This is a genomic window from Paenibacillus sp. VCA1, from assembly GCF_031583795.1.
Lineage (GTDB): Bacteria > Bacillota > Bacilli > Paenibacillales > Paenibacillaceae > Paenibacillus_AQ > Paenibacillus_AQ albilobatus.
Map to the genome: position 1 here is coordinate 398,583 of NZ_JAVLSX010000001.1, position 15,826 is coordinate 414,408.

Annotated in this window: 14 protein-coding genes and 1 other annotated feature (1 of these 15 running past the window's edge); of the genes, 4 read left to right on the plus strand and 10 right to left on the minus strand. The window is 54.8% G+C overall.

The window, feature by feature from the left end; translation table 11 throughout:
* Positions 1 to 36: 36 nt before the first annotated feature.
* The 9 genes from RJP21_RS01620 to RJP21_RS01660 form a co-directional block, all read right to left on the minus strand.
* Positions 37 to 1,209, minus strand: a complete 1,173-nt coding sequence (locus RJP21_RS01620; RefSeq protein WP_310857819.1) for an MFS transporter — start codon at positions 1,207 to 1,209, stop codon at positions 37 to 39.
* A 76-nt stretch (positions 1,210 to 1,285) separates the two neighbouring features.
* Positions 1,286 to 1,834, minus strand: coding sequence for a TetR/AcrR family transcriptional regulator (locus RJP21_RS01625; RefSeq protein ID WP_310857820.1), 549 nt, complete (start codon positions 1,832 to 1,834; stop codon positions 1,286 to 1,288).
* Between the two features lie 283 nt (positions 1,835 to 2,117).
* Positions 2,118 to 3,350, minus strand: a complete 1,233-nt coding sequence (locus tag RJP21_RS01630) for an aminopeptidase (RefSeq protein WP_310857821.1) — start codon at positions 3,348 to 3,350, stop codon at positions 2,118 to 2,120.
* A 202-nt stretch (positions 3,351 to 3,552) separates the two neighbouring features.
* Positions 3,553 to 4,203, minus strand: a complete 651-nt coding sequence (locus RJP21_RS01635; protein WP_310857822.1) for an amino acid ABC transporter permease — start codon at positions 4,201 to 4,203, stop codon at positions 3,553 to 3,555.
* A gap of 39 nt (positions 4,204 to 4,242) precedes the next feature.
* The gene (locus tag RJP21_RS01640) at positions 4,243 to 4,908 is read right to left on the minus strand and encodes an amino acid ABC transporter permease (protein ID WP_160039226.1); all 666 of its coding nucleotides are present in this window, start codon (positions 4,906 to 4,908) and stop codon (positions 4,243 to 4,245) included.
* A gap of 84 nt (positions 4,909 to 4,992) precedes the next feature.
* Positions 4,993 to 5,796: an ABC transporter substrate-binding protein gene (locus RJP21_RS01645; protein ID WP_310857823.1), complete on the minus strand. Its 804-nt coding sequence runs from the start codon at positions 5,794 to 5,796 to the stop codon at positions 4,993 to 4,995.
* A gap of 54 nt (positions 5,797 to 5,850) precedes the next feature.
* Positions 5,851 to 6,579 (minus strand): amino acid ABC transporter ATP-binding protein, encoded by a 729-nt coding sequence (locus RJP21_RS01650; protein WP_310857824.1) that lies wholly within the window; start codon positions 6,577 to 6,579, stop codon positions 5,851 to 5,853.
* A gap of 278 nt (positions 6,580 to 6,857) precedes the next feature.
* A complete protein-coding gene (locus RJP21_RS01655; RefSeq protein ID WP_310857825.1) occupies positions 6,858 to 7,556 on the minus strand; it encodes a YcnI family copper-binding membrane protein in 699 nt (232 codons plus the stop codon).
* Positions 7,557 to 7,615: 59 nt separating this feature from the next.
* Positions 7,616 to 9,289, minus strand: coding sequence for a copper resistance protein CopC (locus RJP21_RS01660; RefSeq protein ID WP_310857826.1), 1,674 nt, complete (start codon positions 9,287 to 9,289; stop codon positions 7,616 to 7,618).
* A 656-nt stretch (positions 9,290 to 9,945) separates the two neighbouring features.
* Between RJP21_RS01660 and RJP21_RS01665 the strand changes: the two genes are divergently transcribed.
* Complete coding sequence (locus RJP21_RS01665) at positions 9,946 to 10,113, plus strand: hypothetical protein (protein ID WP_310857827.1); 168 nt, start codon at positions 9,946 to 9,948, stop codon at positions 10,111 to 10,113.
* A 114-nt stretch (positions 10,114 to 10,227) separates the two neighbouring features.
* Here RJP21_RS01665 and RJP21_RS01670 read toward each other — a convergent pair whose 3' ends face one another.
* On the minus strand, positions 10,228 to 12,075 hold the full coding sequence (locus RJP21_RS01670) for a bifunctional diguanylate cyclase/phosphohydrolase (protein ID WP_310857828.1): 1,848 nt from the start codon (positions 12,073 to 12,075) through the stop codon (positions 10,228 to 10,230).
* Between the two features lie 356 nt (positions 12,076 to 12,431).
* Between RJP21_RS01670 and RJP21_RS01675 the strand changes: the two genes are divergently transcribed.
* The 3 genes from RJP21_RS01675 (at position 12,432) to RJP21_RS01685 (ending at position 15,679) form a co-directional block, all read left to right on the plus strand.
* The gene (locus RJP21_RS01675) at positions 12,432 to 12,800 is read left to right on the plus strand and encodes a metal-sensitive transcriptional regulator (protein ID WP_310857829.1); all 369 of its coding nucleotides are present in this window, start codon (positions 12,432 to 12,434) and stop codon (positions 12,798 to 12,800) included.
* A 46-nt stretch (positions 12,801 to 12,846) separates the two neighbouring features.
* Entirely contained in the window at positions 12,847 to 13,047 is a 201-nt protein-coding gene (locus RJP21_RS01680; protein WP_310857830.1) for a copper ion binding protein, read from the plus strand.
* Between the two features lie 190 nt (positions 13,048 to 13,237).
* Positions 13,238 to 15,679 carry a heavy metal translocating P-type ATPase gene (locus RJP21_RS01685; protein ID WP_310857831.1) on the plus strand — a complete coding sequence of 814 codons (2,442 nt, stop codon included), beginning with the start codon at positions 13,238 to 13,240 and terminating at the stop codon, positions 15,677 to 15,679.
* Between the two features lie 66 nt (positions 15,680 to 15,745).
* Positions 15,746 to 15,826: a binding site (T-box leader), on the plus strand; it runs 149 nt beyond the window's last position.

A 15,826-nucleotide genomic window follows, 5' to 3' on the forward strand; every position in this document is an offset into this window, starting at 1 on the left:
AGTTGTAACTAACATTTCATGCAAAAAAATTTCGCCTTAAGATGAAAGATCGCTATTCCCAGCTAGCTCCTCCTTTCCTCGTAGTAAGGTTCTTCTGACAAAAACAGCGAAGATCAGCAAAGAAAGAAGCCCGGACACCGCGCATGCGGCAAACAAGAAAGGGTAACCCAAATACTGGGAAACCAGGCCGAGAATGACCGACCCCAAGCCGATCCCCAGATCCATAGCGGTAAAAAAGGAGGCGTTCGCCACGCCCTTTTTCGTTGGAGCGACGAGGTTAACGGTTGCCGTCTGCAGCGTGGGCTGCGCCGACCCGAAGCCGATTCCGTACAACACCGCGGAGCACATTACGCCCACGTAACCGGTGGATATGCTTAACACCGCCAGCGCAATGACCGCAATGATCACGGCCGGGATAACGACCGCCCCTTCGTCGTACCGATCCGCCAGTTTTCCGGCAAAAGGACGGGTAATCGTCAGGACGATGGCGTAAACCAAAAAGAATGTGCCTGCGTTGACTTGAATGGATTCGGCGAACAGGGGGAGGAAGGTGGTGATCCCGCCGTACGTCAGCGACAGGAAAAATATCGATGCCGAGATAGGCAGCACGGACTTGTCGAAAAACGCCATTTTGTTTTTGCGGTCCGGCCGGAAGGCCGGGACTTTGGTGAACACAGCGATCAGGATGGCGACGGCAGACAGGCAGGAGGCAAGCAGAATGGTGCGGTCAAAGGCGTAATGGCCGATCATCCACACGCCGACGATGGGGCCGATGGCCATCGATACCGTCATGGACAGTCCATACCATCCCATACCTTCGCCCCGGCGCTCCGCCGGAATGACGTCGGTGATCGAGGTTCCGATCGACGTCGTGGAAAGGGCCCAGCCGAAGCCGTGCAAAATCCGCAGCAGCAGCAACAGGATGAGTCCGCTGGCCCAGTTGTACAAAAACATCGAGACGGCAAACAAAACAAGTCCCGCCAGGATAAACGGACGTCTGCCAAAACGGTCCAGAAGTCCGCCGACGATGGGTCGGGCAACCACCGCGGACAACGTAAACCCGCCGATGATGAGTCCCACCTGCGCTTCGTCGGCGCCAAGGTCCTTGATGTGCAGCGGCAGGGTCGGAAGCAGGATATAAAAACCGAAACACAAGAAAAACAACGTCGCCATCAATCCGATAAACGTTTTGGTCCACAATCGGTCCATAGCACTTCCTCCTCTTTTATCGCTTTATATAATCTGTATGTTAGTTACTAGTAACTAACATATCCTTCAAAAAAAATTATGCCTTTAACCCTCTGGCTAATATGGATATCGATTCTTCGATGTGGTCTTCCCGTACTTCAGGGACGATTCCCTCCAACATCGTGCTTGCCACGAACTTCCCGTAATTGAACTTCATGACCGTCAGAGCCTGGATTTCAGGGTCGCCTTGAACGACTTTGCCTTTTTCCTGCATCGTTTTGAGATATTCGGTGACGATGTTCAGGAATCTCACGGCATTGTTGTGGACGCCCCGATGGATTTCAGGCATCGTTTTTCGTTCCATGACGGAAATCAAATAGATTTTTTTATCTCTTTTTAGTACATCATGATACAGTTTGCTGATCATCAATAAATCGGCTTCGAGCTCATACGTGAGGTTCTGCTTAATGATCTGCTCGATCGGGGTGGAGAACATGTAATGCTCCAAAATCGCGTCCAAAATCGCCTTCTTAGAGCCAAACGTCCGAAAAACGGTCATCTCGCTGACGGATGCGGCGGCGGCAATTTCCTTGATCGTAACGGCTTTATAGCCTTTTTCGGACATGAGCTCGACGGTGGCTTCCAATATTCGGTCGGCCGTGTTTTCGGTTTTGGTACTCAGATGACATCACCTCGCTACATACGTTAGTTAGCGACAACTAACATTTTTTGTTTTGATCATACAATTCCAGTCTTTGGATGTCAAGCGGTTGCTTCAGAAATAGGTGAAAAAGAATAGCAAAATACGCTTAGAGGATGCGGGCCGTTGTCTCTGCAGATTTCCCGTTTTAAAAGAGAAAGAGAATAGGTCTCTCCCAAAAAAAGAGGAGCCCAGCCGATAATATCGGGGCTCCTGCTTCTTTTACAACTTAAAATGCCCAATTGCCGTTCCGGAACACCGGCTCGATGGCGCCGTCGGCGGTGATGCCGTCAATGTCCATGTCGGCCGAGCCGATCATGAAATCGACGTGAATCAGGCTGTGGTTCAGCCCGGCTTGGTCCAGCTCCTCGCGGGACATCGAGAGTCCGCCTTCGACGCAGGTCGGGAACGCTTCGCCCAAAGCCAGGTGGTTGGAGGCATTTTCGTCGTACAAGGTGTTGAAGAAAATCAAATTCGACTCCGAAATCGGAGATTGATGCGGCACCAGCGCCACTTCGCCCAAATAACGGGCGGCTTCGTCGATGCCGAGCATCGTTTGTAACGATTCATAACCCGTTTCCGCGGAAAAATCGACGACCTTGCCGTTTTCGAACGTCAGGCTGAAATTTTCGATCAGGTTGCCTTGATAGCTGAGCGGTTTGGTGCTGCGCACGACGCCGTGGGTTCCTTCCTTGCGCGGCGACGTAAACACCTCTTCGGTGGGCACGTTGGGGTTAAACGGGTTGTTCTGCACGTTGACCGCGGTGCCGCCGTTCCAAATATGATGATCCGGAAGCTCGACCGTAAGATCGGTACCCGGGGCGCGGTAATGAAGCTTTTTGTATTGCTTGCGGTTGAGGTACGCCCTTTTATCATGGAGGGTTTCGTTATGTTCATGCCAAGCCTGCACCGGCTGCTCCCGGTCGATGCGGGACGCCTTGAAAATCGCCTCCCAGAGAGCCTGGATCGCTGCGTCCTTGTCGAGGTCCGGGAATACGAGCTTCGCCCAGCCTTCCGACGGCACGCCGATGATCGACCACGTGAATCTGCTGGCGGACATGTCCGCCCTCCATTTGGCCAGCGCCGTACCGGCGGCTTTGGAGCTGGCCGCGATCCGTTTCGGATCGATGCCTTTTAGCAGTTCCGGGTTGCTGGATTCGAGAAACAAAAATGCCCCGCCTTCCTCGCCGAACTGCTGCACCGCCTGCGCTCTCCATGCCGGATAGGTTTCAAAAGCTTCGTCCGGCGCGAGACGGTATTTGATCTGCGTGCTGATCTCATCCTGCCATTCGATATGGACGAGTTTGGCACCCGCTCTATAGGCCTGCTCCGTCACCAGACGAACGAATTCGGGCTGCTGAATCGGCGCGTTAACCCAAAGCGATTGGCCCGGCTGAATGTTCACCGCGATTTTGACGGCCAGCTCGGCGTATTTTTGTAAATGGTCTTGGAAATTTATCATGATTTCCTCCTTCGGAATCGGGATCAGGATATATCATTTCGTCCCGGGCGGCGGGATTTCCTTTTTTGAAGTCGAGCAGGCCTGCGGCAACATAAAAAAGATGCAGCTGCCGTTTCTCTTAAAGCAAACAGGCTGCATCTTTCTAGATTAAAGCGGAATACGAGAGGGCGTAAGTTCCGGTAACACCGTTGCCCCCGAGCGATTAGGCCGTTTTGGCTTCGAGCCGCCGGGCTATGATGGACAAGGTATAGTTGACGGCAAAATACAATACGGCAGCCAAAAGCAAGGACGGGATGACGTAGTTCGGGCTGTGTCCCTGCAAAATTTGTATGTTATGCATCATTTCGGGGAGCAAAATAATGACGCAAAGCGAGGTGTCCTTAAGCAGGGAAATAAACTGGCTGACGATCGGCGGCACCATGCGGCGCAGCGCGAGCGGGAGAATGATAAAGCGCATCGTCTGAAGGTAGCTGAGCCCGGAGGAACGGGCCGCTTCGATTTGTCCGCGATCCACCGAATTGAGGCCGCCGCGGACGATTTCGGAAATCATCGCGCCTTCGAAGATGGTTAAGGCTGAGATGGCCGCCCATAAGAGTGGGAGCTTGACCCCGACCAACGGAAGAACGATGTAAATGAAATAGATGATCAGCAGCAAAGGCAGATTTCGGATCAGATCAATGATGACAGCCAAAATTCGATACAAGATCGGAATTCGGGCGTAACGAATGGCGCCGAGCAACGTGCCGAGCACAAAACTGAACAAAATCGACAGGGCGGCGACGAGAAGCGTTACGCCAAATCCCTGCAAAATAAAGGAAAGGTTCGGCCAGGAATAGGCTCCTGCAAAATCCATGCCTTAAGCCTCCTCTCGCAAAAGTGATGCCTGACCCAGTTAACGATCCGCCGCTCGAAATTTCTGTTCCATATAGTGGACCGCCATGCTGAGGGGCAGGGTCAGGACGAGGTAAAATAATGCGACAATCGTGTAGACGGTTAGCGGCAGGAAGGTGTCGGCATTGATCAGGTCGGCGTAATACATCAGGTCGAAGCCGGAGACGACGGCGAGGATGGACGAGTTTTTCACCAGGTTAATAAATTGGTTGCTGATTGAAGGCAAAACGATTTTAAACGCTTGCGGCAGGATGATATGCAGCATCGTTTGCATATAGGTGAGCCCGGTCGCCCGCGCCGCTTCGCTTTGACCGGTGGGGACGGTCTGAATCCCGGCACGGATGGCTTCGGCAATAAAGGATGCGGTGTATACCATCAGGCCGAGGGTTCCGGAGGTGAAACCGTCCAGCGGAACGCCAAGCGTCGGCAGCCCGAGGAAAAAGACGAATACGACGAGCAAAAGCGGAATGTTGCGGATAAATTCGACGTAAGCGGTACCGATCCAGTTCAGCGGCTTTACCGGCGCGATGCGCATGACGGCGATGATCGTCCCGAGAATGAAGCTGCCGACAAGGGCAAGGGCGCTGGAACCGATCGTATGCAGAAAACCTGCGGAAAACCGATCCCAATGGTCAAAAAGGATGTGGATGTCAAACTTCCCTTCCATGCGTTGACTCTCCTTTCCCTAAAGATTGGCCCGAAGGAAGACGGGAGGGAGGCCGAGGCCTCCGATGGATGCCGCAGTCTCCCGTTACTCCGGCTTGACGCCCATCCATTGCTCGTATAACTTGTCGTATTCGCCGCTTTCCTTCATTTCTTTCAGCAGATCGTTGACGGTTTTGACGAATTCCGCGTCCCCTTTTTTGATGGCGATGCCGTAAGGCTCGTCGGTGAAATTGCCGCCGACCAGCTCATAGTTCGGGTCCTGCTTTTGCATGCCGAGCAAAATGGCGTTGTCGGTCGTCAGGGCGTCCCCTTGGCCGGCTTTCAGCGCGGTGAACGCATCCTGGTAATTTTCGAATTCCAATACGGTGGCATCCGGCGCTTTTTCGCGGATGTTTTGCGCCGAAGTCGAACCTTTCACGGCTAGCACTTTGATCCCTTTCTTCAAATCCTCCAAGCCTTTGATGGGGCTGCCTTTTTTCACGAGAAGGGATTGGCCCGCCTTAAAATAAACATCGCTGAAGTCGACCTGCTTCTTCCGGTCTTCCGTAATGGTCATCGTGGCGATGATCAGGTCGATGTCGCCGTTTTGCAGCAGCGGAATCCGGGTTTTGGAGGTAACTTCCTTCAGCTCGACCTTGTTTTCGTCGCCGAGGATTTTTTTGGCGAGCGCTTTGGCGATATCGATGTCGAAGCCTTCGACTTTGCCCGTCGCGGGGTCCTTCAGCCCGAACAGCTTCGTGTCGTATTTCACGCCGGCGATGATTTTGCCGCGCGCCTTGATCGCCTCAAGCGTTCCTCCTTTGGCCTCTTTTTTGCCGCCGCAGCCGGCAAGCGCCAGGCAGGCGGCCAGCAGGATCAGCAGCAGGCTTGCATAGGATCTTTTTTTCATTCGTTTTACCCCTTTCTTTGCTTATTTCCCGAGAGAATATGTAGGCATGCGTTTTTAATGCCGGATCAAACGGCTTAGGAAGAGCCGGGCGCGCTCCTCGCGCGGTTCCCGGAAAAAGTCGGCGGCCGTGGCTTCTTCGAGAATCTGTCCGTTGTCCATAAACACGATCCGATCCGCGGCTTCGCGGGCAAAACCCATCTCGTGCGTGACGATCACCATGGTCATGCCCTCATGGGCCAGGTCCCGCATGACATCCAGCACCTCGCCGATCATTTCCGGATCCAGGGCGGAGGTGGGTTCATCGAACAGCATGATTTTCGGCTTCATGGCGAGCCCCCGGGCAATCGCCACCCGCTGCTGCTGGCCGCCGGAGAGCTGGGAAGGATAGCTGTCCGCTTTGTCGGCGATGCCGACACGCTTCAAATAGGAGAGGGCTCTTTCCTTCGCTTCCGTTTTGCTCAGGCCCAGCACCTTGACCGGAGCGAGCGTAATATTGTCGATCACTTTTTTGTGGGGGTACAGGTTAAAATGCTGGAACACGATGCCGATATCGCGACGGAACCGGTTAATGTCGATCTTTTTGTCATGCAGCGGCGTGCCGCCGACGACGAGCTCGCCCGACGATATCGTTTCCAGGCGATTGATGCAGCGGAGCAGCGTGCTTTTTCCGGAGCCGGAGGGACCGATGATGACGACAACCTCGCCTTCTTCGATCCGCAGATTGATATTTTGCAGAACTTGAAAGCTTCCGTAAGCTTTGTTGACCTCGCGAAACTCGATCATATCGATGACCTCCCTTCGTATATGGTTGCGTCCGGCTTCCAATTTGGACGCCATACATCTTTACAATATATGGCCGGGCTACGGGCATCATGCTAGCTATTATGGACTGCATGTCCGCATACGGAGGACACAAAAAAGCCCGCGCCTTTAGCAGGCACGGGCTGAATCGGCTGCGAAGCCATGGCCCCGCTTTGCGGGGACTGCTTCCTGGGTATTGTAAGAAAAACTACAGCACTTCTTAGGGAGTGCGTCGATAGACGTTTTTCTTACCGGTGACATTAACGCTTTTTCTTGGCGAAAGCCGCAATAAGCGAAATGACGGACAACACGAGCGCGGCAATGGAGACGACAAGCGTTGCGGTTTGTACGCCGTTTGCGGACGAGTTGTCGGATGCAGGGGCCGGATCGGGAGTCGCTGTTTCGGTTTTGCCGACGTCTCCTTGCTGGCTTTGTTGACCCCCGGCCGCAGCGTCATGGCCGTGGTCGACAGGTTCGGTTGCCTCCCCGGCAACCGTCGTGATTTTCGTAATCGAATGCGGGGATTCGGAACCTTCGTCGCCGGTCCATTCCACGATGCTTCCGTCCTTGTAGTATTGGAACGCGTCCCAAGCTACGTTCGTTTCTTTGTCGGGATTATGCGCCACGAAATTGAACTGCTGGAATTCGCCGGCTTGGATGCCGGCTCCGGTCGCATCCCAGGTGATGCTGGTGATTTTGCCGGAGCCGTCCTTTTGGGTGGTGACTTTCCAATCCGGGACCGGCTGGTAGGACATCAGTTCAACGCCTTCAGGCGCCTTTAGAGTGACTTTGGTTGTCGGGATCTCTTTTTCAGTCGGGATTTTAATCGTGTAAGTTTCCCAGGCATCGGGCTGGGAGACGGCGGGTTTCACCGTTACATGCGCGCTGGCGATGCCGGAGAACAGCAGGAACCCCGCCGCAACGGTCGCCATAAACGGAAGGCGTTTGAACAATTTCATGAAAGTTTCTCTCCTTTATTTTTGGTTCGGAATTTTTGCATAATCTTCGGTTAATGACCTTAATGATTACCGACATGAATGACGATATCGGTGTCCCAAGTATCCAGCTTGTCGGTTAAGACATGCACGCGGACGTTCCATTTGCCGGCCATGGTGATCAGGTCTTTGGCCTTGAACCCCTCAGGTTTGCCGCCCGGCATGACGATTTCGTATTTGCCCATATCCATGTCGAGGTGGGTCAGGGTCAGCTTCACCTGCTGAATGCCTTGTACCGGCTGCCCTTTGCCGTCCTGGATCCGAACCTCAAAGTCGTTGACGCCCGTGACGTTCGGGGTAATGTGCAGCGCAACGACCGTTTTGTTCTCCAGCGTCTGCTTCACATCAAGCGGGCCTGGCGAAGACATGGCGGTTGGCATGTTGGTCAAGGCCGCAGCAAGAGCCAGGGCGGCAACGCCGGCCGCCAGCTCCAGCCAGACGCCGGGTCCCAAGGTCTTTTTGGCTTCCTTGCCGGTCAAAAAATTCCAGAGCGCGCAGGCCAGCATAATAAGGAGCAGCGCACATTTGCCATACAAAACCGTTCCGTAAGGCGTATGGAAAAGCGAATACCATGTCGGCACGTTTTGCAGGCTGCCGTATATCCCGCTGATCAGGATCAGGACGACAAAGACCGTGCCCCATAAGCTGAAGCGGCGGATGACGGCGAAATACCCTTTTCTGCGTTCTTCCGTCTCCGCCTTCAGGGACGCTTCTTTCGGGAGCAACGCCGCAAATGCAAGCAGGCTGCCCAGCCAAAGGGAAGCGGCTCCCAGATGGAGAAAGTCCATCGTGATGCCAAGCGCCTTTTGCGAAGAAGCGGCCGGATGGCCGATAAAGGCTTTGGCCAAAAGCAGGACCATCACGAGCAGGAAGGAGACGGTGCCGGCCATGTAGGCATGGTCCTTGTCTTTGATTTTCGGCAGGGCATAGGCCAAGGCAACGAGGATGACCAGCAGCAGAAGCTGCACAAGCCACACCTCGCCGAAGCTCGTGATCCGGAGCATTTTAAGCAGCAGGGAAGGATCGGACGCTACGCCGCTCCAGCCGACGCCGGCATCGATCCCGGTCTGCAGCGGCAGACTGGCAAGAAAGCTGAGCGCAAACACCGCGATGCCGATCCACATAAGCCGCAAGCTGCGTGCCGACCAAGACGGACGGCTTCCGGCTCCGGCCGGCAGCAGGTACAGCTGATAAAAATAAATGCCTGCCAGAAAAGCCAGGCTGACATAAATGAGCCAGCGGTTGACGATCAGATCGGCGCCGGGCCAACCGGCGGACACGACCGTTTCGGACCCGGACGCACCGCTGCCGCCGCCTTCGCCGATTTGGAACGAATACGTCCCCTCGATGGGATGGCCGTCGGCCGACACCGCCTTCCACTGCACGGCATAAACGCCATTCGGGAGATCGGGCTGCAGATCGGCTTCCAGCACGGAGTTTTCTCCATCAGGAAAGCGGCTTTCACTCGTATTAACCGTTTTTCCGGTAGAGTCCGTCACTTTGATCGCATGAAAGGCTTTTTGCAGAGGTTCGTTGAAACGGATGTCGATCTTGGCCGGAGATTTTTGCAGCGTCCCGTTTTCGGCCGGGTTCGATTCGACGATATACGCATGGGCTGAAGCCAATCCGGGAAAGAGAAAGAGGACGGCAAGCATCACCGTCATGAATCCCGAAAGGAGCCGTTTGTTCTTGTTCAATGGATCACCTTCGATCTGGGGATTTGCAAAAGAGCTTTATGCTTCAAAAGACCGTTTGCAAACCGCCGGATTGTTGTTCTTCTTGCTGAGGATGTTGCGTTTTTCACGAAAGATATGCTCCATACATGCCATGAATCGGGCAGAGTCGTCTTTCCGGCGACGTTCCTTAAGCCCAGAAATTATTGTATAGCCGCATCCCGCAGAAAAAAATGGCCCGTGTGGGCTATTCGCCCCCTGCCGGTCTGCATCATAGGGAAGAAGGAGCCGGAAACCCGCGGCAGCTCAGGAGTAGAGAGGATGTGACAAAGTTCCGAAAAAGTGCAGGAAATCACAGCATTTCATGGCAGGGAAGCGTTGGGCTTTCCAGGTGAAAGGTTTTTTGCTGTTTTGGCGCGAAGGCGAATGGTTTGGCTTCAAAGAACATACCTGCTCGTATCGGCTAATTTTGAAGGCTCATCGGCCCCTAACGGGGGCATCAGGGAGGAATCGGGAGCATCTTTCCGGCTGGCACCGCTTATCGGGACCTCCTGCAAGCTCAGCTGTCTCAGGGAAGCCTCTGGTATTTTCTGAACGTTTTCATCTTTTTTCATATCGTTTTATAATGGAATAAAGAACCTCCCGCCAGGGGAAAACCAAATCAGGAGTGATGAAATCTTATGAGTCAAGCCGTATTGGAGCGTCGTAGCGAAATGCTGAAGAAACACATTCAACAGCTGCTGATCCGGGATAACCAGCAAGGCATCAGCCGGCAGCAAAATATGTTTCTGCAGCAAATGATCAAAGAACTTCATCAGACCTCGCATGAATTGAACGGCAGCCGATAAGACTCTCCGGCAGCTCAAGCTAGTACCCGAAAAGACGTGGCAGCAGGCTCGGAATAAGAAAAGGCCGTCCCTTGGCATAAAGCCGTTAGGGACGGCCTTTTTGAATGGGGCCGCTCAGTTCGGCAGCTCCTCGCCGCCGGTTCCAAGACCGCTTTTTCCTTCGATGTATTCGATGAACAGGCCGGCCAGCTCCGGATCGAACTGGGTTCCCGAGCAGCGGCGGAGCTCCATGACGGCTTCCTGGACGGATTTGGTGGACTGGTAGGGCCGTTCCGAGGTCATCGCGTCAAAGGAATCGATAATGGTAAGCATCCGGCACAGCACCGGAATTTCAGCCCCTTTATAACCATGGGGATAACCCGTCCCGTCAAATCGTTCATGATGCAGTTCGATGTACGGAGCGAGCTCCTTGAACTTGTCGTTCGTGATCGCCATTTCCTTGCCCCAGTTGACGTGTTTCCGGACCGCTTCCCATTCGTTGGGGGTCAGCTTGTCTTGTTTGTTCAATATTTCCCACGGGATTTCGAGTTTGCCGATGTCATGGATGAGCGCGCCGAGCACAAACTGTTTCCGCGTATGCGGATCAAGCTTCAGGAGCAGGCTTATGTCCATCGCGTAACGGAATACGCGCTTGGAATGCTTAAACGTATTGATGTCTTTATATAAAAACAGATTAAGCAGCTGCTCGATGTCCCGCACATCTTGTGCGATTTCGATTTCCTGCTCGAGCGGAAAGGAGCTGCCGTAAATATAAGCCACGTTTTTGCCCTGCTTTTTGGCGTCGTACAGCGCTTGGTCCGCCTGCAGCACAAGCATGGATTTGTCGTGGATGTCGATATGGTACCCGGAAATGCCCGCCGAGAAGGAAAGGCAAGCATGAGGCAATATTTCCGCGCCGGCAAAGGGAGTATCATTTACCTTTTTGCGCAGCCGGTTGACGAAAACAAGCGCCTCCTGCTCGGTATATCCGGGCATGAGCAGCGTAAATTCCTCGCCGCCGTACCGGGAAGCGGTTATGCCCGCCTGCTTTGCCTCCTCTTTTAAAATGGAACCTACCAATCCCAGCAGCTTGTCCCCCTCCAAATGGCCGAAATGGTCGTTAAAACGTTTGAAGTCGTCGATATCGATCATGGCCAGAGAGAGGGGAGTGCCCGCAGAACGGGCAAGCCGGATTTCATGTTCGAGGAGATTTTCGAAATAGCTGTGGTTATACAGCCCCGTGCGCTGGTCCCGGATGGCCCGTTCCTGCAGCTGCAGGTACATATCGAACAGCTTTTTGAACAGATGGGACAAAAAAATGCTGATCCCGAGAAATAATATGAGCCCCGTCACCCCATTGTTTTCGATCAGAATGGTTAGAACGAGCGACAGGATGAGGATGCACGTATACACAAGCGCCGACTCCTGCAGCAACCCCCTCAGCATGACGGCGATGCGGCTCCGGTCCGCCATGTAATAATAGATTCCGATGCAGAGGACATTCAAGGCGAAATAGACGATCAAGGCGCCGACGTAAGACAACAGATGCTTGTTTTGAAGCTGTCCGAGCTGCCCGCCCAGTCCGCTAAAAACGGCGCCCGCCCCGCAGATCATGATCGCGTAGATCGAAAAGTTGGTCAGATGCTTCCACCACGACACCTTTCGTTCGATGAGGGCGAACAGCAGCGAGCTGAGGAAAAGCAGGCCAAGCGCCGCCGAAGTTCCGAAAATGAACAGACATGCCAAATAAACGGCCGAGTCCATCGACTGCTTGCTGCCCTCCGGAGGTATCTGAAAGGTATAGAAATAGAGGACAAGCGACGCGGCAAACATCGATCCCAGCAATACCCACTGTCCCGAACGATATTCAAAAGACAGACTAGGTACATAAAATGAAAACAAGACGATGCCAAGGATACAGAACAAAAGGGCGTTCATGTTTTTCGTGATCCAGGACTGCAGGAATGGGTGTTTTTTTAACATGGATATTTCCCCTGTTCGTTCAGATTGTTCTGAAGATGTAGCATGTGCGTAGTATATATAGCATAAGAGGATTTTGCAAAGATGCAAGAAACCGGTCAAATCTTTGAAAGACATCCTGCGCCTCCGGCGCTTATAAATGCGCATAAAAACGGGGTTGCCGGACCAATATAAGGAATCGACAAGGCTTGAAGACCTCTTCGGCATATTCGGACTGAGAAAGGCTGCCATTCATTGAAATTTCGATATTTTCCAAGAAAATCCTTTATGCCGGCGAAACTTCACAAATGTCACTTGAATACCCAGGGAGGGTATAGTATAATGATGGCGAAGGCTTCGATAAAAGGAGGTGGAATGAGATGATTGCCCAGGCGGAACAAAAGGCAACAGTCTCCCTCGGGGAGGAAAATGCCGAATTTCTGGACGATGCTTGCGCGGGAGGCTGCAGCGAACGGCACAGCCACCATTCCAGGCAAACGAAAAACAATCTGATCACCCGCCTGAACCGCATCGAAGGTCAGATTCGCGGCGTCAAGGGGTTGATCGAAAAGGACACCTATTGCGACGACGTCCTGAATCAGATCGCTGCGATCCAGGCCGCTCTCAATGGGGTCGGCAAGCTGCTGCTGGAAGATCACATGAGAAGCTGCGTGGTGGAACGGATCGAATCCGGAGACCACGAGGTAATTGACGAACTGCTCGTAACGGTCAAGAAACTGATGAAATAACATCCCTTAAAGCAGGGATCATCCAAAATCCAAGGAGGAATAACCCATGAAAAGCGTAACGTTAAACGTTCAAGGAATGTCTTGCAGCCACTGCGTCCATGCCGTCGAAGGCGCGATGAAGGAAATCGGAGCCAAAGGCAAAGTGGATCTGGCGGACAATAAGGTTACGGTGGATTTCGACGAAAGCAAAATCAGCCTCGACCAAATCAAAGAGGCGATCGAAGCGCAGGGGTATGACGTCGTATAATCTCCAACCGGGGAATCGGCAAAACATATAACCGGCCATGCTTGCAGGCAGCGGCGGACCTGATGACGGGGTCTGCCGCTGCCCTTTTTGTTCGTGCATTTTCATGAGACGGACGGCCTTGTCCTTCTGAGAACGCATGGTCATGCATATAATGCTCCAACAGGGTATCTAGCGGAAAGGAGCCGGGATTATGGAACGGAATACGGGAAACCGGGAGGACGAGAAGCGCGCCACGCTGCAGATCACCGGCATGACCTGCGCCGCCTGCGCCGCCCGGATCGAGAAGGGGCTTGGGCGGATGGAGGGCGTCAACCGGGCCCATGTCAATCTGGCTTTGGAGCAGGCCTCCGTCTTTTACGATCCAAAGTCCACCGATTTGCGGAAAATGGAAGCCAAGATCGAATCGCTTGGCTACGGCGTGATGAAAGAAACGATGGACTTCGATATATCGGGCATGACTTGCGCCGCCTGCGCGGCCCGAATCGAGAAAGGGCTCGGACGAATGCCGGGGGTTTCCCGGGCGAACGTGAACCTGGCGCTGGAGACGGCTCGGGTGGAATATGCGGCAGGCACGGTCACCGTGAAAGATATGACAAGAAAAGTGGAACAGCTCGGCTACAAGGCCGTCCCCAAACGGGAAGCGAAAGACAACGCGGAGCTGAGGCGGCAGGAGATCGGCTATAAGCGCTTCAAATGGATGATGGCGGCCATTTTGTCGCTGCCGCTGCTTTGGGCGATGACCCAGCACTTCGCCTTTACGTCCTGGATTCCGGTGCCTGCGCCGTTTACGAACCCGTGGTTCCAGCTGGCGCTGGCGACGCCGGTCCAGTTTCTGATCGGCGGACAGTTTTATGCGGGCGCGTATAAAGCGCTGCGGGGCGGGAGCGCAAATATGGACGTGCTGGTGGCGCTCGGGACGTCGGCCGCTTATTTCTACAGCCTTTATTTGACCATCCGTTCGCTCGGAGCGGACATGCATCATCCGGCGGAGCTGTACTACGAGACGAGCAGCGTCCTCATTACGCTGATTTTGGTCGGTAAATGGTTCGAGGCTTTGGCCAAGGGGCGGTCTTCCGAAGCGATCAAAAGCCTTATGGGGCTGCAGGCGAAAAGCGCTCTGGTCTTCCGCGACGGCCAGGAATCGAACATCCCGATCGAGGATGTAAGGGCGGGCGATACGCTGATCGTCAAACCGGGCGAAAAAATACCGGTGGACGGGCGGGTTCTCCAAGGGGTATCTTCCGTCGACGAATCGATGCTGACGGGCGAAAGCCTGCCTGTGGTCAAACGGGAAGGGGACGCGGTCGTCGGGGCGACGCTTAATAAAAACGGCACGCTGCGCGTTCAGGCCACCAAAGTCGGCGGCGAAACGGCGCTGGCGCAAATCATTAAGGTCGTCGAGGAAGCCCAGGGCTCGAAAGCGCCGATCCAGCGGATCGCCGACGTCATATCGGGCATTTTCGTTCCGATCGTGGTGGGGATCGCCGTCGTCACCTTTTTGGTCTGGTATTTCTATATCCTCCCGGGCCAGTTCCCGTCCGCTCTTGAGAAGGCGATTGCCGTGCTGGTTATCGCCTGCCCGTGCGCGCTCGGCCTCGCAACCCCGACTTCGATCATGGCCGGTTCGGGCCGGTCCGCCGAGCTGGGCATCCTGTTCAAGGGAGGCGAGCATCTCGAGACGGCGCAAGGGATTGACGCAGTCGTGCTGGATAAAACCGGGACGGTCACCAGCGGCCAACCGGTGCTGACCGACGTCGTCCCGGCGCCGCTCATGACGCAGCAGTCGCTGCTTCGGACGGCGGCGGCCGTCGAGTCGAGGTCCGAGCATCCGCTCGCCGAAGCGATTGTGGCCGGGGCGCTCGTTCGAAGCAAGGCGCTCCCGCTGCCGGAGGCGAAGGATTTCGAAAATTTGCCGGGATACGGCGTTTCCGCCAGGGTGGACGGACGGCGGGTGCTGGTCGGCAGCCGCAAGCTGATGGCGGAGCGGGGCGTTCCCGTCGATCCCGCCATGCCCGGCATGAGGCTGCTGGAGGACGCCGGCAAAACGGCGATGCTTGTCGCCGTTGACGGCAAGTATGCGGGGATGGTCGCCGTAGCGGATACGATCAAGGATACATCCCGTGAAGCGGTGTCCCGCTTGCATGACATGGGCATCGAGGTGATTATGGTCACCGGGGATAACGAGCGCACGGCCCGGGCGGTCGCGGCTCAGGCCGGAATTCGGCGCGTGCTGGCCGAGGTGCTGCCCGAGGGCAAAGCCGCCGAAGTGAAGAAGCTGCAGCAGGCGGGCAAACGCGTCGCCATGGTCGGGGACGGCATCAATGACGCCCCGGCACTTGCCACCGCCGATATCGGCATGGCGATCGGCACCGGAACGGACGTCGCGATGGAGGCGGCGGACGTCACGCTGATGCGCGGCGACCTGAACGGCATCGCCGACGCCATCCTGATGAGCCGCCGGACGATGGGCAACATCAAGCAGAACCTGTTTTGGGCGCTTGCCTACAACGCGGTCGGCATCCCCTTCGCCGCCGCGGGCTTCCTTGAACCGTGGCTGGCGGGTGCGGCGATGGCGTTCAGCTCCGTTTCTGTCGTGCTGAACGCGCTGCGCCTGCAGCGGGTGAACCCGTAAAAAATCCGATGGAAGAGGTTGACAAGGGAAAGTTTCATGCCCTATAATAGCCAATAATTTATAAAAGCAAATGTAGGGATTAGAATTAGTAGAGGTGACACGACCTTGCAGAGAGCCGTTGGTTGGTGCAAAACGGCAGCGTCGATC